The organism is Stenotrophomonas sp. YAU14A_MKIMI4_1 (assembly GCF_003086855.1).
GTDB lineage: Bacteria > Pseudomonadota > Gammaproteobacteria > Xanthomonadales > Xanthomonadaceae > Stenotrophomonas.
In genome coordinates, this window is sequence record NZ_CP025998.1 from 2,592,634 (window position 1) to 2,615,848 (window position 23,215).

Genomic DNA, 23,215 nt, shown 5'->3' on the forward strand with positions numbered 1-23,215 from the left:
TCCAGCTAACTGAACGGTACTCGATGGAACTGAACGCTGCCTCCAGAGGGGGCAGCGGCCTGACACCTCCTCAAAGAGAGCAAGGGCATCCCCGAGGACACGCGCGACACTGCCATCATCACCTCCGCCCGAGCGCGAACTAAGCGCAAGCTCTACGCCCTCAATGGTTCCGGCGTTATGCAACCTTGCCAGAGCATGTCCCGGCAAGTTGTCGCCACGGGCAGGACCGGACCATATGCAGGCTTGCTGGAGTTGACCGAAGAGATCACTCGGGCGTTCCACAAACGGCAAGATACACGTGACCTGGATGTGTCGAATAGTCCGTTCGCGGACCCCTTTAAGGTCAACAATGGTTCCCATCCTTGATGTGAAACTGACCTGCCAGATCATCCTGTTCCAGCTCGAGGGCTTCGAGCTTGACGGTGGTCGGCTCAGTCAGCAGCCTCCAGGCCAGATGATCCATCCTGGACTCGCGTTCATGCCTTGCTTCTATCATCGCCGCCCCCAACCATCGACCAATTCAGCGATCCTGGCCCACCATACTTCAAAGACAAATTCTGGTTCGTTGCCAAGCTTCAGATCCTGATCCCGCAGCAGTAAAAGACAGCAGGTCCAGTTGAACTACCAGAGGCAGTGCAAGAGCTTGGTTTAGCTACATGCCGAAACTATCGAGGCACGCGCACCTCTGACACCCTTGGCACTATCTTAGCCCATGACCTCCTCAACGCATAAAAGGTGCACGCACTATCCAATCTGAGGTCTGTACCTATTAATGACATCGCTGGCGAATAGTCGCTCGGCCAGAATCTTCTTCAGCCGCGCATCCTCCGCCTCCAGCCCATTGAGTCGCCCAGCGCCCGGCGCACTTATACTTCCGAACTTGCCACACCATCGGCAGGGGCCGTGGTCGACCCGCTCCGGCGGCACAGACTATTCAGCACCAGGCCGCTTCGGGCTCACGCGGGAAACCGGTAACCCTTCCTTCGGAAAGGTGATTCTCCGCATCCAATTTCCGCTTCTCCGTGGATTGAACTCCAGATCGCAATTCCACAAGAATCCGGAGAGGCCGCGAGGATCGCATTCAACTTTATCATTAGATCATTCAGATCTCAGAATCAAAGATCAAAGTTACATCACCCTTCCACCTAGATCCTTCAGCACCCAGCATCTGATCCAACGCCCCCTCAGACGTACCAAATTTGAGTTTCGACGGACGCAAAAAAAGAAACTCACCTGGAGTAAATTTAGCCATACCAATTACAGAAGGAATCAACTTGTAGCCAATCGCAGGCACGCCATCCTCCAGTGAATTTGCGCCAGGCATGGTGACAGAGACATCAATGGGAACCACTTCACCATCCGCCACATTGCGAATCCCACACTCCGAGCCGACAAGATGCTCGCACTGCATCGATATGCTGAAATTCGCCGATGCACTCACAGTGAATGGCAGCTCTGCTGCCAGCCCCGAAGGAGCCCTCCCGTAGTCAGTCCATTGAGTCCAGCCCCCGACCGCTGCAAGATTGATCGTCGGGCTATCAACGGGAAACACCACATCGAACTCATGTTCCACGCTCAGAATGAACTCCACATTGACCTCATTCCGATTCAAGATAGCTGATCTTCCGAAGGATATATCCGCCCCCTCCCCCAAGGTAAATCGGTGGCTGCCACGATATATTCCATTCCTCATTTCAAGCGGCGACGGAGCAGTCAACACGTAGCCAAAGTTTAGACCCTGAAATTGAAGATCAGATTGATTGAATCGAGTTGTTTTTCCGCATTGACCACCGCCATCAGGAAACTTCCAAATCCAACCCGCCGTCCGCGGCCCTTCTGTACCAGAAAAGTCCGCAGCTGGGACGCAAGGAAGAGGATTACTGTTCAGCCCGCCCCCTTCCCATAGAAGATCGTGCGCGCGCCGTACATTTGGCTCCCCGGTCGTATCAGCGACGTTCTCACTGAATCTGGTGTATGAACCAATAGAAACAAGTTTAAACTCAAGATCGAATCGCTCCCCAGTAGCCTCGTGCGTGACCACGATGGACTGCGCAGATCCGTTCATAGAAATCAAAACTTGTTCGTCGGCGGGCGCCCCCACAAGAATCTCTGGATACCTTACGTTGAGGCCGGTACGAACAACACCATCGCATCCAAGAACACCAAGTCTTTCGCAGATGTCTAAATTCGCATCGGTCGTGTCAACAAACTGTGTACGACCGGGGTGAGCTTGGCTCGGCCTAAACTCAGCCGTGATAACCATATCCGACGCCTGCCCATAGGCAGGCGAACAGGCCAACAGTGATGCCAGCGCAAGCCCGCAGCTGTGAAGAATAAATCCACCTTGACAATGTGATACGCGATCAGACTCGCTCATGACTTCATCAACCCATTACTTTACATTAACTATAGAAGAAGGGCATTGCAGTGCACCGACCATCAGCACATCGCCTTCGCGCGGGTAGCGCGTCTCATCTAACTCGAGCGCACAGCTACGCTGGTCCGGATACCTGAGCTCCACCGCTGGTTCCCGAGCACTCAGCTCCAGCGTGAAGAAACCCTCGTCCTGGCTCACACTACGACCGGCATGATTCAGCACATGCACACCGCGTACGCCGCGACCATCCGGATCAGTGATCTGACCCATGACGGTGAACGTACGAGTTACATCGATCACGGCCGCCATAACGCCTCCTTTGTTAAGGTGATAGCTGATAGTGGCCGGGTGAATTGAAGCCGTCGGTGCGTTGTTGCCGTTGAAGTCGATCTGCACGTGACCCGGCCGATAGGCGCGAACCGGAACAAAGTTGCGGCCTGGCTTCAGGATCACGCCACCACCTCGGCTGTCATCAGCCCGCAGCTCAACGTTGGGGAAGTCCGAGCGTAGATCAACAATCATGCCGGTGTTTGCACTTGCGGTCTGGCTCCGCCCCAGCATGGCGGCTTTCCCCCCGCCCAATGCTAGTGTGCTCTCCAGGTTCACACTACCGCTCAGCCCTCCGAAGGAGGAGCGCTGCAACTGAACATCTCCGTGCAAGCGCTGCTGATCGAAGTACGCGCCCACCCCTGCTCCAACGCCATAGCGGTCGGCGTTCACGTTCCCTTGGAGCGTCTGCAACCAAGGCTTGCCGACATCCTGTTGAACTGTGGCGCTTGCATAGAGATCACGCTCGCCCCCCAAACCGCTTCGAGAACCCAAGCTGCCGCTATAGCGGCGATCGTCACTGCCCAACGAGAGACTCAGCGTGAAATCAATGCCCCGCTGACGCTTGTAGTCGGTAAAACCGCTGCCCGGTCGATCGTAGACTGACACACGCCAGTTGCCGTCACTGCCAAAAATGCGCTGACGCCTCTGCCACGACACGTCCACTGCAGTGCCAGCGTTGAAGCCGGAATTGCGGGCCACGCGCAGGTTGACTGAATCGCGATCGCCGAAGCGGTGATTGAGCGTCAAGCTGCTACTGTCCTGCCAACCACCATACGTGCGCCAGCGTGGCGGAACATTTCGATCACCGCGGAGCCTGTCCCGCTGTTCCACGTAGCTGCGGGCGTGAGATGCAACTATCGAGCCCGCCCGATACCGAAACAAGCCCTGCGCGTCGATCCCTCGACCGGCGTCGGTAGAATCATAGATGTTGGTGTAGAGATTGAAGCGATCGCTCGCCTGCCAGTCCAGCGACGCGCCGCTGCTACGTCGCTCACCCACCTGCTGCACAGTGGCTCCAACCACGGCACGCGGGTGAAGCAAATAGTTGACCACGGCGCCGGCCGCGGCCTTGTTGCGCTGCGGATCACTGCCACTGTCGAGCAGCCCTTGCTGACGACCTGCGAACACGCTATAGCGCCAGCGCCTAGCCGGATCCCTCCAGCTGTTCGGCTTGTGAATCGCAGCGACCTCGCGCGAAGTCACCTGACCGTCCTCCACAACTCGCATCTCGATGTCGTAGATGCCGCCAGGAAGGCGGCGCGTGTCAATCTGCTGCATGCCCGGCCGCACGGCCTGCGTTGAGATCAACGTTCCGTCTCGATAGATCTCAACCACGCCCTCTCGGCTGGCAGTCACGTAGACCGGATACACCGACTCGCTACTGATATCTGCAAGCAGCGCGTCTGAGGAGCCAGCCATGATGCCCAGGCTTGTGTAATTCTGAGTGCCGGGCGCACGTGGCTGCCGCGTAACACCCTGGAAGGTAGGCAGGAAGTAGCCCACCCGCAGAAAATGGTCGTGGAACTCCCTCTGCGCGTGGAGCGCCCCGATGTAGTGGCCATTGGCGTCCGATTCGAAATCGGATTTGTAGTACTGGTAGTTGCCCAGGACGTGCCACTGACCCAAGCTTGCCTGCAGATCGGCGCCATATCGAACGCTACTGTCTAGGTCCTGCCCACCGCTATAGTTCAGAGAATTGCGGAGCATCATTCCGTTGCTACCGCCGTCTGGCTGCGCCAGATATCGCTGGCCGGCATTGTCCGGAGCACCGTCACCGCTCAGAATGCTTAGCAGCGAACTCTCAATGCTGTAGTGAACCGCGGCAAGTTGGCCTCCTTGCTGAAGCCCCAGCGCGACTGGTTCCGCAAGCTGCTCAGCGACGCGATTCCTGTCCGCTTCGGACAGCACGCTGTCATAGCTTTCAGAGAACCTAAGTACCGCCACTTTGCTGTCATCATTCAGGATGATCTCAGCGTCGCCCAGATACTGACCATCCAACTCAACCCGAACACTCAGCGGCGCATCAAACAAGTGCTCGCGGAACTCTGCCGGCATCCGTTCCCGTTGATCTGCCAAGCTCATTGCAATGGCGCCTGACGCCTCTGCCGTGGCGACGGGAGCTCCCACAAGTGCACAGGCGGCAGCCAGCAGATTTAGATTTGAAAACGAACGCACGGCAGGACTCCAGGTGAATCAACCGGAGCGGAGGGGCACCGTGGCCCCTCCGCCGATACTGCAAAGACTTCTTACGGGGCGACGGCGTCAAACATCATGTACACCAGGCCGGTGTAGTTGCCTTCGACGTAGCCGGCACCCGGGCGGGTGGTGCTGATGTTGACGCCGACGCGCTTGCTCGCGCCGGCTTCGGCGGCCGTCAACAGCTCGACAGCTGCAGCAGCACCGACCGGCAGGGTCTTGCCATTCACCGCCACGGTCAGCGGCAGGGAGTTCGCACCGGAGGTCAGCGCAGCATCGGACACGAGGTAGCCATTGATGGCACCGCTGGAGTTCTTCATGTCGATCTGCTGGCTGATCGGCTGCAGATCCTGACGGGCGATGTCCCAGCTCATCCGCTGAGTGATCGAGTCCCAACCACCAACCGGGGTAACCTGCAGGCCAGCGGCCGCCGGAATGGTCGCCTCGACAGAGACAGTGACCGGAATCGGGGCGGCAATGGCTACGGCCGGAGCGAGAATCAGAGCAGCGGCGGTCGACAGAAAAGTCTTGGAGATGTTCATACTGGTAGTCCTTCGATTAATAAAGAGTGTCGCGTTTACTTGCGCCAGGCACTGGCAATTGAAATCCGAGGACCGCTGGCATAGCCCCCAGCTTCTTTGTTGAACTAGAAGATCACCGGCCGGCTTCGAGAGACTTTACGCCCTGACCCTCGCGGAGGTCGTACCGAACGAAAGTTTTCTCGTCGTCAGCCATCGAGTGCTTCTGCCCCGGGCGAACGTGAACCTTTACGCTGGAACTGCACTGGTCTGGCCTGTCGATCTCACAGCGCCGCACGTTCTCCAGCACGACCGTAGCGTTACCGCCGTTGTGTACAGTCAGTCCTTCAACCTGTGTCTCGTAGTGCGGGCTTGAAGGAGGCACGAACACAACCGTTCCAAATCCGGTGAACACATTGACGCCGGCATCTACGCCCTGCTTGTAGCTTGCCGCCTGCTGAGAATCGAGCGCGAACTCGCCGTCATTAGGAATTACAGGAACGTAGCGAACTCGATAGTACTGCTCCACTTTGCGCTCGCCTCTGAAGATGAGCCTAGTTGCCTGCTGTCCGCCGTTGGCCGGAATGATCAGACGGCTCGGACTGGCAATGAGCCCACTTGCACCAGCCTGATTCGTCGCAATGGCCGCACTGTCTACCGGCTCCTCGGTGACCGCTCCATTTTCATCGAATCGCATCCTGGTCACTTCGACGCGCACATACGCCGTGGCATCGCCGCCATTTCGAACACGCTTCAGGAACTGACTCTTGTCCGCGTCAATATAGTCGAACAGAGATCCAACGGAGATTCTCGGAGTACCGGCTGATACAGGAAACATCACGGCAGCCAGAATCGCCAGAAGAGTTAGCTTTCGTTTCATTCTTTACACCTTGCGCAATCAAGCGCCTGAGACTGGGCACATGGTCCTTCCCCAGCGGCAGTTTTTCCATGCAATTACTTGCAGAAATCCGCCTCATTGCCAGCACCGACCCGCTCACAGGACGCGACTGGGCCAGGAATAGAGTTATCAGTCCCCACTGGTGGGCGAAGCACCGGAGGCACGGAATGATGCAGTGCAACGCACGGACATTCAATACAACTTGTTGCATATTCGGAATCCCAAACCGCATCGGAGTGTCGCGGTCTTGCAGGGTCTTGCAGGGCTTTGCAGGGCTTTGCAATAAGTTGCATTCCAACCGGCGAGCGAAACTCCTAGAGTCCGCCATCTACCGCACCAATCGCTCAACCAGCCGTGATTCGGCGCTCCCTCTAAGAGATACGTCCATGTGTCCAATCGCTAGGTTTACTACAACACTCCTGCTGCTCGCCCCAAGCACTGCTGCCTTTGCGGCGCAGGGCGCGCCCTCGGCAATCGGGTCGCTGGAATCGATGCCCCTTCTCGCACTACTTGGCTTCGCATTCTTAGGAGGCCTGATCCTTAATCTGATGCCTTGCGTCCTTCCCGTTCTGTCGCTAAAGGTCATGACGCTGCTTGACAGCGGCACTAGCCCCACTCAGGCGCGGGCGCACGCGCTGTGGTACACCGCCGGGATACTATGCGCATTCGCCGCCATTGGGCTGTCGGTCGTAGCATTGCAGTCTGGCGGGCGGACTTTGGGGTGGGGCTTTCAACTGCAGCAGCCAGTCTTCGTCGCTCTTCTCGCATGGCTAATGACGCTCATCGGCCTAAGCATGGCTGGACTGCTCACTCTCAATGCACCTATGGGCAGCACTGCTCTGACCTTGTTGACAAAGAAAGGGCACGCAGGCGACTTCTGGACCGGCGCTTTAGCTTGCGTGGTCGCTAGTCCCTGCGTGGCTCCATTCATGGGTCCGGCGTTGGCCTACGCCTTTGCCGCACCGGCCTATGTAGCTCTGGCGATCTTTCTGATGCTGGGGCTGGGGCTCGCCGCCCCATTCCTGCTGATCGGCTTCATCCCTCGACTTGCCAAGCTACTCCCCAAGCCTGGCGCGTGGATGGAGACCCTAAAGGTTGTCTTAGCCTTCCCAATGCTTCTGACCACCGTCTGGCTCTTGTGGGTCTTGGGTAAGCAGACAGGCATTGATGCAATTGCCATCGTGCTCACATGCCTAGTTGTTCTAGCTCTTGGCGTCTGGCAGTTCGAACGCAGTCGCTGGACTGGACACTGGCCGCAGAAGAGCTTGGGTCTCGCGATCATCCTCGCGAGTCTGGGTGGCACTTTGAGCATTGAGTACTCCGCACTGGCACGCGCTTCCACCGAGCAGCACGACACCCGCCCATCGAATCTGGACGGAGCAATTCCTTACTCCTCTCGCGGCCTGCAGATGGCTCGTGCCGAGGGAAGGCAAGTTCTGGTAGCGGTCACCGCAGACTGGTGCATTACATGCATGGCGAATGAGCAAGCCGTTCTGAGCTCAAGCACCTTCCACGATGCCTTGGAGCGCAGCGAGACTGTCTACATGAAAGGGGACTGGACCAGCAGAGACCCGGAGGTTGGCGCCCTCCTCAAGGAGCACGCTTCCCCAGGCGTTCCACTTTATGTCCTGTATCGTGGCCACGACAATGCGAGAACCGAAGTGCTTCCGCAAGTTCTAACTCGAGCGCTGATTGCCGAGCGGCTGACTTGGGGGCACTGAAAGAGAGACGGGCCGCAATTGCGGCCCGTCCATGTTACCGCATCAGATCATTTGATTGAGGGAGCCCCTACCCTTCCCTCATCTACTGATGTCGCTTCCTTGGACGAATGGGTTGGAAGCATTCGCCCATCAACGTTGCGATCTGGAGTCGTTCTTGCGGCTACCACAGCGGGTCGCCAGATCACGCAAGGCGCCGACAGCTTCCAACCCCGGGGCACGGAGCTTGACGATAACAGTGAGTCTCGGTGGAGGGAGACTGAGTTGACTGGCATCGAGCTCACATCTGTAATGACATCGCTTCTAACTTCAACGAGCTGATCGACCACCGCGCCGCTGTAGCCCTCTGAACCACCGGGCAGAACTTCCGTCAGTACAGCGCAGTACCGCTCCTGGGTCGCCATAGACATGCTTGCCACCTCTTCAGCTGTAAGCTCGGGCGACTGCGTCAGGTCGCCCCCTCCGGCACAGGCCGTTAGTGCGATGCACGAAGTAGCTACTACTACAGGGATCCGCATGATCAGACTCCGGTTGATGGAGTCGTGAAGCTACCAACACTAGGCTCTCGAACCTCTACAACAAGTTTGAAAGTTTCGAGCTCAGTACCAAATGGAAAGCTCCGATTCAGGGCGTGCGGAGCGACCGATAGCCATCTGGGACCGAGGCCTCTATGGCCGAGCCCGCCTGCGTCGGCCCGAGCCTAGCTGCCGCTGCCCAAGCTAGAGGCCTCAGCAGCAAGCGCAGTCAGCAGAGACACCGCTGAGCCAGCCTGCTCCAGATACCCCTCAATGGATGCAACCATGTTGGGCGACAGGTCCACACACTCAGCCTCCAAGCGCTGCCCAACCGCCGCCAGAGTCCCGAATCCGGTCATTCCAAGACCTCCGGCAATACGATGTATCTTCCGACGGGCCTTTTCCGCATCTCCTGCATCCATTGCTTGACGCAACTCCGGCACATCCGCTGCGAAGGTGGAGCCCAGAGCGTCGACGACCTGCTTTGCAACTCCTGCGCTTCCAACTTGACGCAGCAGGTCCCGCCACGCAAATTCCGCTTCATTGGATCCGACGGAGGGACGATCGGAATCTGCAGAGCGAGAAGGCTCCGGAACATCATGCTCATGCCTTGTGCTCTCGGCAACTTCCGATGAGAGCGATGCCACCAGCACTCCTCGGAGCGCGTCCATGTCAAATGGCTTGAGCAGCACGTGATCCATTCCGGCGTCCGTGCAAGCCTCCTGAGTCTTTGCAGAGGCGCTAGCCGTCATTGCAACAATAGGTAGGCGTCCGGCTCCTACGGACTCATCAGCTCGAATCGACTTCGCCAATGCATAGCCATCCATCGCCGGCATTTGACAATCGGTGATTAGCACATCGAACGGTCCATTGACTTGCAGCTCATGCATTGCCTTTGCGCCGTCTTCGACCAGAACGGCATCAAGGCCAAGTGCCTGCAGGCGGTACTTCATCAACAGCAGGTTTGCGGGATCGTCCTCAGCCACCAGCACGCGCAAGCGCGTCGCTAGGGGCGTTGGCATCTGCAGTAACCGCTCGCCTCGTGGGATCGCCTGGGTCAGAGGCGCCTCAAGCTCAAAACTGATCTCTGTGCCACGACCGATTGCACTGCTGATTCGCAGCGTTGCTCCCATGAGCTTCAGCAAGCCAGCAACAATGGCAAGTCCTAGTCCTGATCCTCCGTACTCGCGCGTAGTTGCCAAAGTAGCCTGCGTGAACGGCTCCACCACACGACGCTGCTCATCCTCGCTCATTCCAATGCCAGTATCGGTAACGGAGAATCGCAGCGTATGACCCCCCTTGCCCGAACCAACCTCCCGGACCAGAATGCTGACTCCTCCAGAGGCGGTGAACTTTATTGCGTTTCCAACCAGATTGATAAGAACCTGGCGAAGACGCAATTCATCCAGCAAGTAGGCATCGCCAATCGCAGGTGCGACTGCTGCGCTCCAGCCGATGCCCTTTCTCTTTGCTTCTGGCTCCATCAACGCACCGACGCCCGTGATCAGCCCCCGCACGTCCACCGCTGACGGATTGAGCACCAGGCCACCACCCTCCAGACGCGAGACATCTAGGATGTCATCGAGCAGCAGTCGCAGACTGCTAGCAGAGTCGTCAATCACCGTCAGGATCTCCCGCTGCGGCGCACTTAGATCGGACTGGCCGAGCACTTCGACCATGCCCATCACAGCACTCATCGGCGTGCGGATCTCATGACTCATAGTAGCCAAGAATTCACTCTTTGCATTCGCGGCCTGCTCCGCTGCGCTCCGAGCGTCTTTGAGCTTGACTTCGGTTGCCTGTCTTCTCACAACCTCCCGGGACAGTCGCATCTGATTCCACGCCTGAACAATGATGGCGGTGATCAGTACGCCCAGTAAAGGAGCAAGCCAACGCCAAAGCGTTGTCCAGTCAACCCCCTTGTTGTACTGCACAGCCAGCCACTTGCTACGCAGCGACTCCCGCTCACCTGGATCCATCTGCGACAGTATTCGGTCAAAGATGCCGACCAGAGGCGCGTAACGTCGCTGCACTGCGATACTCAGATCGTCCTGAAACCCTGCTCCGGCCACCACGTCCAATGAACCGGCATAGTGGGCTCGGATCAGCGCATCTGCCACCGCCAGATTTCCAACGTAGGCATCGGCCTTGTCCCTGTTTACCCACTCCATACCAACTGCGGCACTCGGCACAGAAACTACTATTGCCTGTGGCGCCACTGATCTGATGTAGCGGGATATGCGCCTGGGATCAGACACAGCCACAGTACGCCCATTAAGATCGGCCAAGGCGCGAATATCCTCGCCATTTGGGCCAGCTACAATCACATTAGCCACGCTAGCGAAGGGTTTGGTTAGCAGCCAATCATCGCCAAGCCAGGCGCTGTCCTGGGGAATTCCAAAGGCCACATCAACTCGTCGGCCCTCGATAGCCTTCTGTAGCTCAACCCAAGGCATTGGCTCAACGAGCTGAAACTGAGCCCCAGCCAGCCGCAATTTGCGAAGGTACTCGCTGGCCAAGCCAACCGGACGTCCCTTGCTATCTGAAAACGCAATTGGCGTGAAACCGCTGGGCCAGCCCACTCGCAATGGCATCTTCATCATCGTCATTTCCGATGCAGTCATCGCGAACTCTCCTCGGTCAAACCAAGAGAGCTGCACCAGCCACCGCTTGTCGTGCGCTCGACGCTCGGCAACTGAGAGTGATCGGAGCGCCGCGTCCAAAGCCTCTGCCAGAGGCTGCTTAGCATTGGGGACGGCGTAGTGAAGAAGATCGTAGGGCAAATCACTAGGACGAATAAGGGCTAGATCGTGAAACCCCTCATCCAGCAGAATCCTGGTTGCCACTTGCGAATCACCCAGATACGCGTCCGCCCTCCGATCGGACACCATGCGCATTGCCTCTGCTGGTGAGGTAACGGCAATATGAATCGCCCGAGGGTAACGCTCCTTGGCTAGACGTTCAGTAGCTGTGCCGGAGTTGGAGACCAAACGCACGCCAACCAGGTCGGGGTCGTCGCGGAGCTGAGGATCGCTTGGATGGGCGATCAAGCCAATTGGAGCCTCTGCATACGGTCCGGTGTAAACAAGGCAGCGTGTCCGCTCCGCACTCAAAGATGCGTTCATGACAACGTCAATGCTTCCCTGGCATGCAGACCGCAACACATCAGCGAAGTTGTCAAAGGTCTTGAACTTCACCTGCACCCCAAGGCGGGAAGCTAGGTCAGTCAGTAGCTCAGGGGAAAGCCCGGTAGCCGCCTGCCCATCGACTACTTCAAACGGTGGCCAACCACCGACGATGCCCGCAACAATGACGGGATTGCGGGCCAGGTAGGCGCGCTGGTCAGAGGGAAGACTCGCCACGAGAGCATTGTCTGTGGGCGTCTTACTGGACGGTGCCCCAAACGCGCCTAAGGGCAGTGTCAATACAGCCGCCACACACAGGGCGGCGCAGACGCACCTCAATGCACCGATCATCAAATTCCCCTAGGTTCCTTTCCGCTATGCCCTGATCCCAACTGCTTGCGCACGCCAGATCAGGCGGCCCTGCCGACCAGCAGGCTGGCGACAGCCCAGTATAGCCACAGCACAATGGTCAAAATGAGGCCCTTCTGGACCAAGCCACGGGGAAGGTCTCGAGCGAAGATCGTCAGAGCCAGCCCCTTCACGGCCAGGATGCAGAGCAAGAGGCCCCAAATGGACTGTGCAGCGCCAACGGCCCCCTGAGTTAGTGACACAAAGCACATAGCCACAATCAGGTTAATGAAAGTGAAGTAGGTGCTGCCGCGGTGGAAGTAGAGCGACCGCTTGGAGAACACATGCCCTGGCCTTGGGCGGGTCACCACCAGTACGGGCAGTGACAGGGCCGAAATCACAAGCAGGACGGGGGCGACCCAGCCCAGTGGCTCCCGCTCTTCCCGCCCCCAAAGAATGCCAGCCATCACAATCAGGCCCGCGGTCATCGCATAGTAGGCACCACGGACTGCGCCCCCCCACGGGCCATTGAGGTACAGAGTCAATGGCACATGCATAGGATCCAAATCCTTACGGATGATCTGCACAACGCCGCAGGTCATCCCGAACAATGTCGTTGTAGCTAGCACAAAGACTGCTGCCAGGGTGTCATCCACCATGAAATCAAACTCCATTCTGATCGCCCCTCAACGAGCTCAGGTATGAGTGAAGCTGTCGAGAGTTATTTATGCCCAGCTTCTTCATCGCACTTGTCTTCTGCCGGCTGATCGTGGCCACACTCCTTGAGCGGCGCTGAGCAATCTCCGTAACAGAGAGCTTGTTGCTCAGCTGCCTTAGAACATCAATCTCCGCCTTTGTCAGATCTCCAGAAGCCTGAGATAGACGTTGCACTAGGCACTCGTACTGAAAGCTCTTGCTGATGTAGGTTCCAACCTGACCACACTGGGCAATAGCGTCGATCAATTCTCCGATATCGTCATTCTTCGAGATGATCCCGGATACACCAAATGAAACCAGTGCATCAACGAGGGCTGCGCTGTCTGACATCGTCACCACCAAGACCTTCAGATCAGGATGCCTACGTTGAATCGTTGCCACCATGGCCAAGCCGTCAGGAACGCCTGGTTCATCCATGCTGAGATCGACAACGACAATCGAGGGATTGAACTTCCTGAGAGCTGTATACAGCTCCGTCACATTGGTCGCTTCGGCAACCACGTCGCCGCAATCCCCCGCGTCAATGGCAACGGCCATTCCTGTGAGCGCAACTGGGTGATCGTCGGCAATTACGATAGCGTGCTTCAACACCTACCCCTCAGGAGAAATAATAGGGCAGCAACGATCTTCGCTGAGCCCAATAATTGCAATGCAACTACTTGCAAATCCCAAGTCAGGCAAGCGCCTCTGTGAACCTAGAGCCACAAGGATCAAATTTGCAATTTCTTGCATACCGAGCCACTGACTTGGCCAGTAGAGTCTGAGCTCCATCGACACAGGCTTCGACCATGATCACTTCCAATGCACAGCCACCGAGCCACACGCAGTTTCGTGTGAACTGGCGAGCCGGAAGTTATCGAAAGGGCGATCAACGGAACTTCGAGAGCACATGCAGGGGCGTCGCACGTGGTGCGCCTCACACGGGGCCAGCAGATGAATGAGATGAGCGCGCCCACTCCCTCTCATGGTCGATGGAGGCTAGATAGCGCAGACTCCAGGATCATCCGACTAGCGCCCGCCTTGCTTGCTGCGGGCTATCCATTCCTGCTATCGGCATTTCACCACATCATCACACCCCATGCCGGTCATCGTGGAGCCCTTCAGCTCACAACAGGCGCACTACTACTAATCGGTGCACTGGCAGTGCCAGCCTTTGGGTTGCTCTCAGCATCCCTCCCCGGCCACACGATCGCCAGCCGGCGCTTGGCCTACGCAAGCATAGCCACACCAACGGCGTTCGTATTTCTCGGAGTCGTGCAGACGCTAATAGGTAGCCCCATCTCTGACGAATGGGTCTGGTGCTCGTTGTGGCTGTTGGCCGCGGCACTGGTGCTCTTGCACTCAGATGACCAGTCAAACGCACCTGCGCCGGCACTTGGAACGCTCCGGGTAGCTCATGGTATTGCCGGTGTGATCGTCCTACTCTTCGCAGTCTTTCATGTCGTCAATCATGTCTTCAGTCTGGCCGGTCCCGAGGCGTACAACGCACTAATGACCGCCGGAGGGAAGGTCTACCGCTCTTCTTTTGCCGAGCCCATCCTGGTCCTGGCCATGTTGTTCCAGATATTCAGCGGTCTATACCTGATGTGGCGCTGGAGCAAGGTGCACACAGACATCTATCGGGTTTTCCAGATCGGATCAGGGGTCTACCTGGCCGCCTTCATTCTGGGTCATATGAACTCCGTATTCGTCTACGCCAGAATGCACTTGGGAATCCCTACAGACTGGGCATTTGCTAGCGGGGGTTCGGCCGGCTTGTTGTTTGACTCTTGGAACATCCGCCTCCTTCCCCACTACGCGCTGGCCATCTTGCTCCTAGTAGTACACGTAACCTCGGGGCTGCGCGTAGTGCTGATTGCTCACGGCACCCAACTCAGTACCGCCAATCGCATCTGGAAGCTAGGGATTGCCATCGGCGCTGCATCGGCCGCAGCAGTGGCGGCGGGCCTTGTGGGCGCTCGCCTTTAGGGCCATTCGCACTTGCCCCTCTCATCCAGGCATGGACACCGCATCCCACGTGTCACTTGGATAAGGCGGGGCAACTGCGTACAGGAGACCTTACTGGTTCGCCATTGCCTCCTCCAAGAGCCACATCGGCAAAAGGCCCACAGCTGGCGCCCCTGCTCCCCCGCCGCACCCGGGGGCCAGCCGCCCTGGCTTGCTCCTGAAGCACGTCCGGCGTCTCGAGCGCATCCTCGACAAGCCAATCAACCAGCCCCCTAAAGCTTCCTCTTAGCCTCAGCGGATTGAAGAATAGGTACGACTATGAGCGATCCCAGCAATTGGCGAGCCCAATCGCCGGACGCGCTATGGCCTGATGCGTCCCAGGTTAACCCTCTACCTTGAAGCGCAAAGTCTCGCCCAAAGCCGGCGAGGTCGCACGGCTGAGGACTCTACTGAAGCGTAGCGGTGCGAGCTCTCGGAATAGCTAAGCACATCCTCCCTTACGAGCCAGCTCATTGGAGGCCTCAGCCAGCGCTCCAATCTCGGAGGGGGGGCGTGGGGCGCGCAAGACCATCGATCCGCGGACTCGGGAAATACACAATAGCCAGGCGGCATTCATGCTTGCCTGTCAATCTCAAGCATCGTCTGTATCGTTGCGCACCTGGCTTAGATAGACGTGCAACTGATGCGAACTTGTGATGCCAAGCTTCCTCATTGCACTTTGCTTTTGCTTGCTTATAGTCGCGACGCTCCGAGATCGCCCTGCTGCAATTGCACTCACAGATAGCTGATTGCTGAGCTGGCTAAGGACTTCAATCTCGGCGGGAGTCAAGCGCCCTACCGAAGTGTGCGATTCGGTAGGCGGCATTCGAAACACATATTCTACTGGGATTACCAACTATAAGGCGCGCTTGAGGAGAGTGGCCTACGCACCTTTGTAGTTGGTCAAGCGGCGTTTGGTCATCAACCGGCATGCCCGGCGCGCTGCGTGCTCGGGCCATTGTCAACCAGATCGCGGCGGGCCTCACCGAACAAGAGGCCCGTATCGCGCTGTAAACCTAGGAAGAGCTAGACCAACACTGCTGCCAAAGGCGCCCACACGTTCAACTATGCCCATCGCAGACTATTGCGCTTCTCCCTTACCGATGAGTAGGTGGTGAACGACTTGATCCTCGCCCATCTGCGCACGGCGTGATGTAGCGGTTGCGCCGACAGGCCGCAGGCTGCTCCCGCACATGAGCGGTGCCGCGCTCGCGCGAACTCCCAGTCTATGCCACCGCATCTTCCTTCACTGCCGACGGGGAGGATGACAGGCAGGCCTCTTTCAGCTGCCGGCACTTCAAGGTTGCGCAGATTGACGCGATTGACCGCAGTCATCCTCCATGGAGCCATGATGCAAGCCTCCAGCGGCAACGACCCATGCCCGGACGTCTTTGTGCCAGGACCTGGACGAGGCAATCTCGCAATTCAGTTGAGATGGCTGACTGTTCAGTAGGCGAGTTCAGATGCGATGGAGCACAGGCGAAGGCTCATCCCACGAACTCAGGGACTCTCGCACATTCATCGATCAGCCCTACGGCGACGTAGCCATGACCTGGTTGACCCTCGCGGCGGTACGAGATTGGCGATGTCCTCACTACAAAGCGCTACCGAACCGACAGCCATCACTTCAGCTGAGCCTTGGACCAGGCAAAGAACCGCCTGCAGCCGTCCCGTACTCCTTAGGAACTCTTGATGCCCTTGAAACTGCACCGCAACCGCGTCCTGCTTACCGCTCTGCTTGCTGCCCTCGCCCCTTGTGCGCTGGCGAAATCTCCGTACAGCCACACCGTCTTTATCGGTGACAGCCTTACCGACACTGGCTACTTCCGACCGCTGCTACCCGAGGCGATCAGGCCCATCACAGGCCAGTTCACCACCAATCCAGGCTGGGCATGGTCTCAGCAGGTCGCGGACTACTACGGAAAAAACGCCAACCCGAACGGAAATGGCCAGACTGGCGACAACTATGCCGCCGGAGGTGCCCGCGTCGGCGTCGATGTAGTCAACGAACTAGGCTATGTCCCTTCACTCAAGTCCCAAACTAGGGACTACCTTGAGGCCAATGGCGGTCGCGCTGATCGCAACGCCCTCTACTCGGTATGGGGAGGTGCAAACGACGTCCTGTCCATCTCATCGCCCATCCAAGCACCGGCAGTAATCGGTAGCGCGGTGACCGACCAGATCGGAATCGTCGCGGATCTGCAGGCAGCAGGGGCTCAGTACGTGCTTGTGCCAAATCTTCCCGACTTCGGCCTGACGCCGCTGTTCCGGGAGCAGGGCCAGGCCGCTGCGGTCGGTGGTACCGCCCTGGCCAAGGCATACAACGACGCTCTATACACTGGCCTGAAGGATGCTGGACTCCAGTTCATTCCGGTGGATACGTTCACCCTGCTTCAGGAGGTAGTCGCATCTCCTGCCAGGTATGGCTTCTCCAACGTAGACGGCCGGGCATGCCCATCGGGATCTTCGCTGACCTGCAATCCCACCCAGTACATCACTCCCGACGCCGCCACCAGCTACATGTTCGCAGACGGCGTACACCCGACCTCGGCCGTCCAGCAGATGCTGGGGCAGTACACCCTCTCTATCCTGGAAGCCCCGCGCCTGCAGCAGGTGCTGAGCCATTCAGCGCAGACCATCGGCCGCTCGCGTGCCGACCAGGTCAGCCTGCACCGCAGCGGCCGTCCGGCCGATGGGATGTCGTGGTGGGGCGGTGTCCGCGGCGACCTGCAGCGCTATGACCACGCCGACATGTACGACGGCCAGGCTCCGGCTGGCCTGTTCGGTATCGACTGGGCGCGCGACGGCATGGTGTTCGGCGGCTTCGCCGGCTTCGGCCGCCTCAATGCCGACTTCGGCAACAGCCGTGGCGACTTCACCCAGAAGGACACCACGGCCGGTCTGTTCGCCGGTTGGTACGGCGATCGCATCTGGGTCAACGGCCAGGTCAGCTACACCTGGCTGTCCTACGACGTGAACCGCAAGGTCCAGTTGGGTCCGGCCACCCGCGAGCACAGTGGCTCGCCGGACGGCAGCAACCTGACCGCCGCATTGAATGCCGGTTACGAGTTCGGCTCCGAAGGCGGCTTCCGCCACGGTCCGATCGCTTCGTTGATCTGGCAGCAGGTCAAGATCGATGGCTACACTGAAAGCGCCGACGCAGGCACCATGGCAACCGCGCTGGGTTACTCCAACCAGAAGGCCGATTCCACCGTCGGTCGCTTGGGCTGGCAGGCCCGCTTCGACGGCGGCAGCATCAAGCCGTATGTGCAAGTCACCTACGACCACGAGTTCGAAGACACCAAGCAGGCCAGCGCCTGGGTACAGAGCCTGCCGGATGTGGGCATGTACCGCGTGCCGGGCCTGAACTTCGACAAGAACTATGCGACCGCCATCATGGGCGCGCGCACGGAGCTGTTCGGGCTGCAGAGTAACATCGGCCTGAGTGCCACTACGCTGCAGAAGCGCGCCCGGGACATGACCCTGTTCGCCAGCTTCAGCGGCAGCTTCTGACGCAGCCGCAGCCGAGAAAATTGTGCCACGCCTTGGTTAGAGCGTGGCGCTTCTCGTGCGCCCCGCCGCTCAAAATTGACTAGTCGAATCGGCAGTCTCAGAAAAAAAAGTAAGTTGATCGTTGGCAGGGGGCATCAGCCCCCTGCCAACCATTCCTTACGTTGAACTGATGCGACTAGAACGGTAGCCAATCGTCCTCCTGCATCGCTTCCTCCAGCCGCGACGCCAGTCGCTCATAGTGCCCAGCGCACCTAATCAGCCGATCAGCGGCTTGTCGCCGGCGGGAACGAGCTCGCCAGCAGCCGCCCACATCCAGCTGTAGCGCACTGGCTCTTGCCCATAGCTCTGCGGCTCTTGCTCTAGCCCAGGCTGCCTTCTGCTCGTCTACCGGTTTTTTTTCACGTTTTGCCCCTGCTTAGGTTGAGCGGCCAGCTATTAGGCGACCGCCCCACCGTGTTTAGACTTGGTCGTTCCCGCTGGAGGCCTGCTCGGGAATCACACCGATCTGCTTGGCCTTGATCTGGCCCGACAGCATGGCGCTGGAGATCATATATGCGATCGTTGCCAGGACGCCGATCCACGCATCGATCGACAGATTCCACATCAGCCAGGCGCTGTGGAAGACCCAGAACAGGATCGGTGACCAGATCCCAATGGCTTTCTGCAGCTTGACCCGATTGACCACCACGTTGTTCTGGAAATGCGGTAGCGGAAGCCGATTGTTCTTCAGGCTCAGGTACGCCCTGATCGTCAGTGGGATCAGGAAGAAGGTCATCAGAAGGTTGTAGAGGATGACGCCCATAGTGTGTTGCTCCTTGTTGGTGAAATTGAACTGACGTTCTGCGGACTACTTGCCGCGCTTTGGCGACTCCTGACGCTCGGATCTCTCGACACACCCAGTGGGCGGATGGCCTCGTGCAATTGCGACAACACGCCCACACAACCAGTCCGGAGGACTGATCGCGCTCGGCTAAAACACGGCCAGCGCAAAGGCAGCCACGCTCTGCACCCTACGAATGCTAATCGTAGTATGTCGAATCGTAGTATTCAAATTCGGACCATCTCTAGATGGCCCGAGCAATCCACGAAACCCACTTGGTAGGCGTCTTCGCAGGCAACGTGAGGCGCCTCAGGAAGGCTCTTGGCCTCTCTCAGGAGGATCTGGCGGAGGCAGCCGGAGTCCACAGGACGTACATCGGCATGATCGAACGCGGCGAAAAGAACGTTACGATCTACAACATCGAACGAATTGCCCAAGCCCTCAAGGTCCGGCCAGGGACACTTCTGGACTGATCGGGCCGTTTGCGACAACTGCGATCTTGCGTCACGATCCGGGTGCCACGGACAGTAGGCGCGCCAAATGGTGGGGTACGGCAGTGACTACGCGCCCCTTCCGCTATAGCAGCCCTCGCGCAGCCATGGACAACGCCTGGTCCGCTGTCACAACGAAGTGGTCTAGCAGTCTTACATCCACCAGCCCTAGAGCCTCTTTGAGGCGTGTCGTAATCGCCCTATCGGCAGCTGAAGGATTTGGATTCCCACTGGGATGGTTGTGGGCCAGAATCACAGCTCCTGAGTTCAGGGCCAACGCTCGTTGAAGCACGATCCGCGGATAGACATTCGCCCCATCTATGGTCCCTGAGAACAACCTCTCGACGGCGAGTAGGCGGTGCTGGGCGTCAAGAAAGGCCACCTCAAAGTGTTCACGCCTCTCATGAGCCAACCGAAGCCGGAAGAACGCACCACAGGTGGCGACGTACCAGCCTCTAAACTTGCTAAATACACAGTAAGCTCAGCGAAGAGACACATCTCACACGGGGCACCGCACCTGAGTCTTTTGAGTTTCACAGCCGTGAATGACCTATTGCATCAAAACCCCTCCGACATGGTCATCGAAGAGCACGCCAATCACCTGTACCCACCACAGGCGATTGGCATTCTGATCCACTCGCGAACAACGGGCGCGCGATCGGATCATCGCTCACCTGCGCGGGCCATAGCGTAAGCGGCAGTTCTACACGGCCCGTACCCTGACCGGCCACTCGCGCAATGGGAAGCTCCCATCACGCCCCCCCCCCCCGACGACGCCGTTTCCACCTTCACCGCTGTTGACCTCTCCCGACTCCCGCTGCCCGATGTGTTAGACCAGTTAGACTTTGAACAGTTGCTCCCCGAGCGCGCGGCCGAGTTCAAGCGGTAAATGCCCGAGTACGACGCCCTGGTTGCGTCAGATCCGGCTTACAAGGTGTTGCAGGCCAGCGCATACCATGAACTCACGCTCCGCAGGCAGTTCAACCAGCGCGCCAAGGGCCTATTTCTGGCGTATGCCCAGCGTGGGGATCTGGAGAATCTCGTGGCGCCCTCCGGGGTGACACGCAAGCAGCTCGCCCCGCCCGATCCGGAGGCGGGGACGCCGGCAGTGTTTGAGACCGACACGGAGTTCCGCCGCCGCGTCCAGCTTGCGCCGTAATGGCTATCAGTGGCTGGCCCGGAAGGCGCGTACATCCTCCACACGCTCTCAGCGGACAACGCCGTGCTCGATGCAAGCGCCACCAGCCGCGCCTCCGGTGAGGTGGTGGTCACGGTGCTGGTCCGCGATGGAGACGGCACGCCGTCCGATGCGCTGCCGGCAGCCGTCAATGCCGTGCTGCAGGATGGTCAGGTGCGTCCGCTGACCGACTTCGTGCGCGTGGTCGGCGCTCAGATCCTGCCCTATGTCGTGGAGGCGGATCTGTACACCTTTGACGGCCCGGATGCGGCCGTGGTCATGGCAGAAGCCCGCCGGCGCCTGGCGGCATTCATGGCGGACTCGCACCTCAAAGTGCTCACGCTTCTCATGAGCCAATCGTAGGCGGAAGAACGCACCACAACTGGCAACATCACCCATAGCCTGCCCTGGCTTGCAGGCCCTGCGTTGCAACATGCGAAGCGCTCGGGCGATCGCCCGATCATCTCGCAACTGCGCAGCCGCCTCTATTGCAGCGCATTGGGTGTGGTCCAGAGGATCAACTCGAGCATGGGATCGCATCACTCTTGACCTCCCGTCGTGCTGAATACTGCGCTCCCCACGAGAGTGGCGCACCGAGCCGCAGGTCCCTGCCATGCCCTCATCCTTTCACTCACACCCACCGGATCACCAGTGATGTGATTGCTACAACGGCCAAGCTTCCGGCCCAGGCCCGCCATCCAGATACCTCGTGCGCATTGCGCCAGGCCTTCAAATGGATTCATCACCATCTCCTTTGTAGTTGAAAGCAGAAACGCACAAGGCCCGGACTAGCCGGGCCTTGTGCGTTCTGTATGCTGCTGATTGGATCAGGGATCCATGATGCTGAAGTTGCCGCAACTCGTAGGTGCGGTGCATTTCACCACCCCGGCCAGTACCGCTGTTGCTACCACCATCACACAGTAGACCAACTCGACATTGCTATTACTCATCTCAAGCACATCCGTTTTGGGGCTGCTGACGGAGCCCTATACGCGAGGACGCTCTATTGCATCTTCACTCTGGTACTACATGTTTGAAATTTTTTCCAATCAGATGGCGAGATGCGGCTTTCGAGCTGCCGTGCCTAGAACCGGCGCTTCAGCACAGCCAACTGCGCCATCCAGGCACATGACACACAATTTCCAACCCGTGGGACACCTATGAGCCACAAAATTCATCATCTCCAGGACGATCAAACTGGACCGGCCAGAGCTACAACTGCACGCACTGCAGCCTGCCAGCTGAAGTCCGACTATGGAGCTCTTAGGGTTGGGCATTGCCCTGAACTCCGGCAGCCCCTCCTCCGCCCCCAGTCGCGTTGCTGAGGCAGCCATGCAGAGGTCGTAACAGCGCCACTTCCCGAGTCTGGGCTCGCCCCATCCTACCTGTTGCCTCCAATGACAGAAGCTGACTCAAAAGGGCCAGGGAATCCCCGATAGACGCACCTCAATCATGGCCAATACAGGCATCTTCTTTCTTTACGAGGTTCAAGCATCATCACTGGTGCTGGGCCCCGCACGATATCCAGAAATAGTAAGAATTCGAGCAGACTGCCTCCGCTGTCACTACGCGTTCACAGCCAGAGAGAGTCCTGCGCTCACCAACATCAATGGAGGCGGCATCAGCCTGGTGTGCGCGAACTGCGGCGCCAGACAGGCAATTGCTGGAGCTCGGCTTGCTGACAGGCTCGCACACCAGCAAGCCAAGCCAGTCCCCGGGCCCCAAGATGAAGGTTCAACCAGCACAGATCATCACATGCTTTCGGCCTGCTGCAAGTAGAACGGCCTGCGAGCTTGCGCATGCCGAAGTTCGATGTAGGCCTGGGGTATCGATTTCCTGCTTTCCGAACTTCAAAGCACGATGATAAGAACGAGTACTGGAGTGGCATAGGCCACTCCCGTACTTCATCCATCAGTTGATGCTTTCAGACAATCGTGGTCCTCAGATCGATGTTGCCCCTGGTAGCGTTTGAGTAAGGGCAAACCAAATGCGCTCTCTGTACAAGATCGATCGCCTTCTCGCGCGTAACCCCGGGAATTGAGACGGTCAGATCTGCCTCGATGTTGAATCCTGTCACAATCCGCCCAATGCCGATTCTCGCGGTCACGTTCGCATCCTTCGAGATCTCCATGCCTTCCTGCTGTGCTGCATAGCGGAGTGCCCCCAAGAAGCAAGCGGAGTAGCCCAAGGCGAACAGCTCTTCGGGATTAGTCCCAGGACCACCATCTCCACCCAGCTCGCGAGGCATAGAGAGGCGGATGTCCAGGCCAGCACCTGAAGTCACGGCGCTCCCGTCGCGACCTCCGGTTGACGTCGCGCAGCCTGTGTAAAGCACGGATTCGACCGACACAGTTCTCTCCTCAAGGACATTGGCCACCGGTAGATGCGACCAGCCCAAATTGCCGACCGCCATCCGGCGAGTCGGCGCGTTATGCCGGCCACAAGGTCACGCTAGCATCGCCAGCCAAGAAATCATCTGCAAACAA

Annotated in this window: 15 protein-coding genes and 1 pseudogene; 6 read left to right on the forward strand and 10 right to left on the reverse strand. The window is 58.4% G+C overall.

The features are described from left to right. Positions 1-1,102: 1,102 nt before the first annotated feature. The 4 genes from C1931_RS20300 to C1931_RS11955 all read right to left on the reverse strand — a co-directional run bounded on the left by C1931_RS20300 (position 1,103) and on the right by C1931_RS11955 (position 6,301). Positions 1,103-2,377 carry a hypothetical protein gene (locus C1931_RS20300; protein ID WP_159095483.1) on the reverse strand — a complete coding sequence of 425 codons (1,275 nt, stop codon included), beginning with the start codon at positions 2,375-2,377 and terminating at the stop codon, positions 1,103-1,105. A gap of 15 nt (positions 2,378-2,392) precedes the next feature. Next, entirely contained in the window at positions 2,393-4,882 is a 2,490-nt protein-coding gene (locus C1931_RS11945) for a TcfC E-set like domain-containing protein (RefSeq protein ID WP_234412813.1), read from the reverse strand. Positions 4,883-4,953: 71 nt separating this feature from the next. After that, entirely contained in the window at positions 4,954-5,445 is a 492-nt protein-coding gene (locus C1931_RS11950; protein WP_108756508.1) for a CS1 type fimbrial major subunit, read from the reverse strand. 112 nt (positions 5,446-5,557) lie between these two features. Then, the gene (locus C1931_RS11955) at positions 5,558-6,301 is read right to left on the reverse strand and encodes a CS1 fimbrial subunit B flags: Precursor (protein WP_108756509.1); all 744 of its coding nucleotides are present in this window, start codon (positions 6,299-6,301) and stop codon (positions 5,558-5,560) included. Positions 6,302-6,810: 509 nt separating this feature from the next. On the opposite strand from C1931_RS11955, the gene C1931_RS11960 reads away from it, so the two are divergent. Continuing rightward, the gene (locus tag C1931_RS11960; protein ID WP_159095484.1) at positions 6,811-8,040 is read left to right on the forward strand and encodes a thioredoxin family protein; all 1,230 of its coding nucleotides are present in this window, start codon (positions 6,811-6,813) and stop codon (positions 8,038-8,040) included. A 697-nt stretch (positions 8,041-8,737) separates the two neighbouring features. On the opposite strand, the gene C1931_RS11965 is transcribed toward C1931_RS11960, so the two are convergent. The 3 genes from C1931_RS11965 to C1931_RS11975 form a co-directional block, all read right to left on the reverse strand. After that, positions 8,738-11,914, reverse strand: coding sequence for a transporter substrate-binding domain-containing protein (locus tag C1931_RS11965; protein ID WP_159095485.1), 3,177 nt, complete (start codon positions 11,912-11,914; stop codon positions 8,738-8,740). A gap of 173 nt (positions 11,915-12,087) precedes the next feature. Next, on the reverse strand, positions 12,088-12,699 hold the full coding sequence (locus tag C1931_RS11970; protein ID WP_108756512.1) for a DUF998 domain-containing protein: 612 nt from the start codon (positions 12,697-12,699) through the stop codon (positions 12,088-12,090). Then, positions 12,689-13,333 carry a response regulator transcription factor gene (locus C1931_RS11975; RefSeq protein WP_159095486.1) on the reverse strand — a complete coding sequence of 215 codons (645 nt, stop codon included), beginning with the start codon at positions 13,331-13,333 and terminating at the stop codon, positions 12,689-12,691. Before C1931_RS11975 ends, C1931_RS11970 begins: the two co-directional genes overlap by 11 nt. A 723-nt stretch (positions 13,334-14,056) precedes the next feature. On the opposite strand from C1931_RS11975, the gene C1931_RS20420 reads away from it, so the two are divergent. Together C1931_RS20420 and C1931_RS11990 are read left to right on the forward strand one after the other, a co-directional pair. After that, entirely contained in the window at positions 14,057-14,710 is a 654-nt protein-coding gene (locus tag C1931_RS20420) for a hypothetical protein (RefSeq protein WP_199913877.1), read from the forward strand. A gap of 1,740 nt (positions 14,711-16,450) precedes the next feature. Continuing rightward, positions 16,451-18,241 carry an autotransporter domain-containing protein gene (locus C1931_RS11990; RefSeq protein ID WP_199913932.1) on the forward strand — a complete coding sequence of 597 codons (1,791 nt, stop codon included), beginning with the start codon at positions 16,451-16,453 and terminating at the stop codon, positions 18,239-18,241. 457 nt (positions 18,242-18,698) lie between these two features. Here C1931_RS11990 and C1931_RS11995 read toward each other — a convergent pair whose 3' ends face one another. Then, on the reverse strand, positions 18,699-19,043 hold the full coding sequence (locus C1931_RS11995; RefSeq protein ID WP_108756516.1) for a hypothetical protein: 345 nt from the start codon (positions 19,041-19,043) through the stop codon (positions 18,699-18,701). A 266-nt stretch (positions 19,044-19,309) separates the two neighbouring features. Here C1931_RS11995 and C1931_RS12000 point away from each other — a divergent pair, with 266 nt between their 5' ends. Next, positions 19,310-19,534 carry a helix-turn-helix transcriptional regulator gene (locus tag C1931_RS12000; protein WP_108756517.1) on the forward strand — a complete coding sequence of 75 codons (225 nt, stop codon included), beginning with the start codon at positions 19,310-19,312 and terminating at the stop codon, positions 19,532-19,534. A 103-nt stretch (positions 19,535-19,637) separates the two neighbouring features. On the opposite strand, the pseudogene C1931_RS12005 reads toward C1931_RS12000, so the two are convergent. Then, a pseudogene (locus C1931_RS12005) lies at positions 19,638-19,979 on the reverse strand (JAB domain-containing protein); the annotation flags it as partial. A 462-nt stretch (positions 19,980-20,441) separates the two neighbouring features. Between C1931_RS12005 and C1931_RS12010 the strand changes: the two are divergent. Both C1931_RS12010 and C1931_RS12015 read left to right on the forward strand, forming a co-directional pair. Continuing rightward, positions 20,442-20,711, forward strand: coding sequence for a hypothetical protein (locus C1931_RS12010; RefSeq protein ID WP_108756519.1), 270 nt, complete (start codon positions 20,442-20,444; stop codon positions 20,709-20,711). Between the two features lie 9 nt (positions 20,712-20,720). Next, positions 20,721-21,092 carry a baseplate J/gp47 family protein gene (locus C1931_RS12015; RefSeq protein WP_108756520.1) on the forward strand — a complete coding sequence of 124 codons (372 nt, stop codon included), beginning with the start codon at positions 20,721-20,723 and terminating at the stop codon, positions 21,090-21,092. Between the two features lie 1,561 nt (positions 21,093-22,653). Here C1931_RS12015 and C1931_RS12020 read toward each other — a convergent pair. After that, entirely contained in the window at positions 22,654-23,079 is a 426-nt protein-coding gene (locus tag C1931_RS12020) for an organic hydroperoxide resistance protein (RefSeq protein ID WP_108757748.1), read from the reverse strand. Between the last annotated feature and the right edge of the window lie 136 nt (positions 23,080-23,215).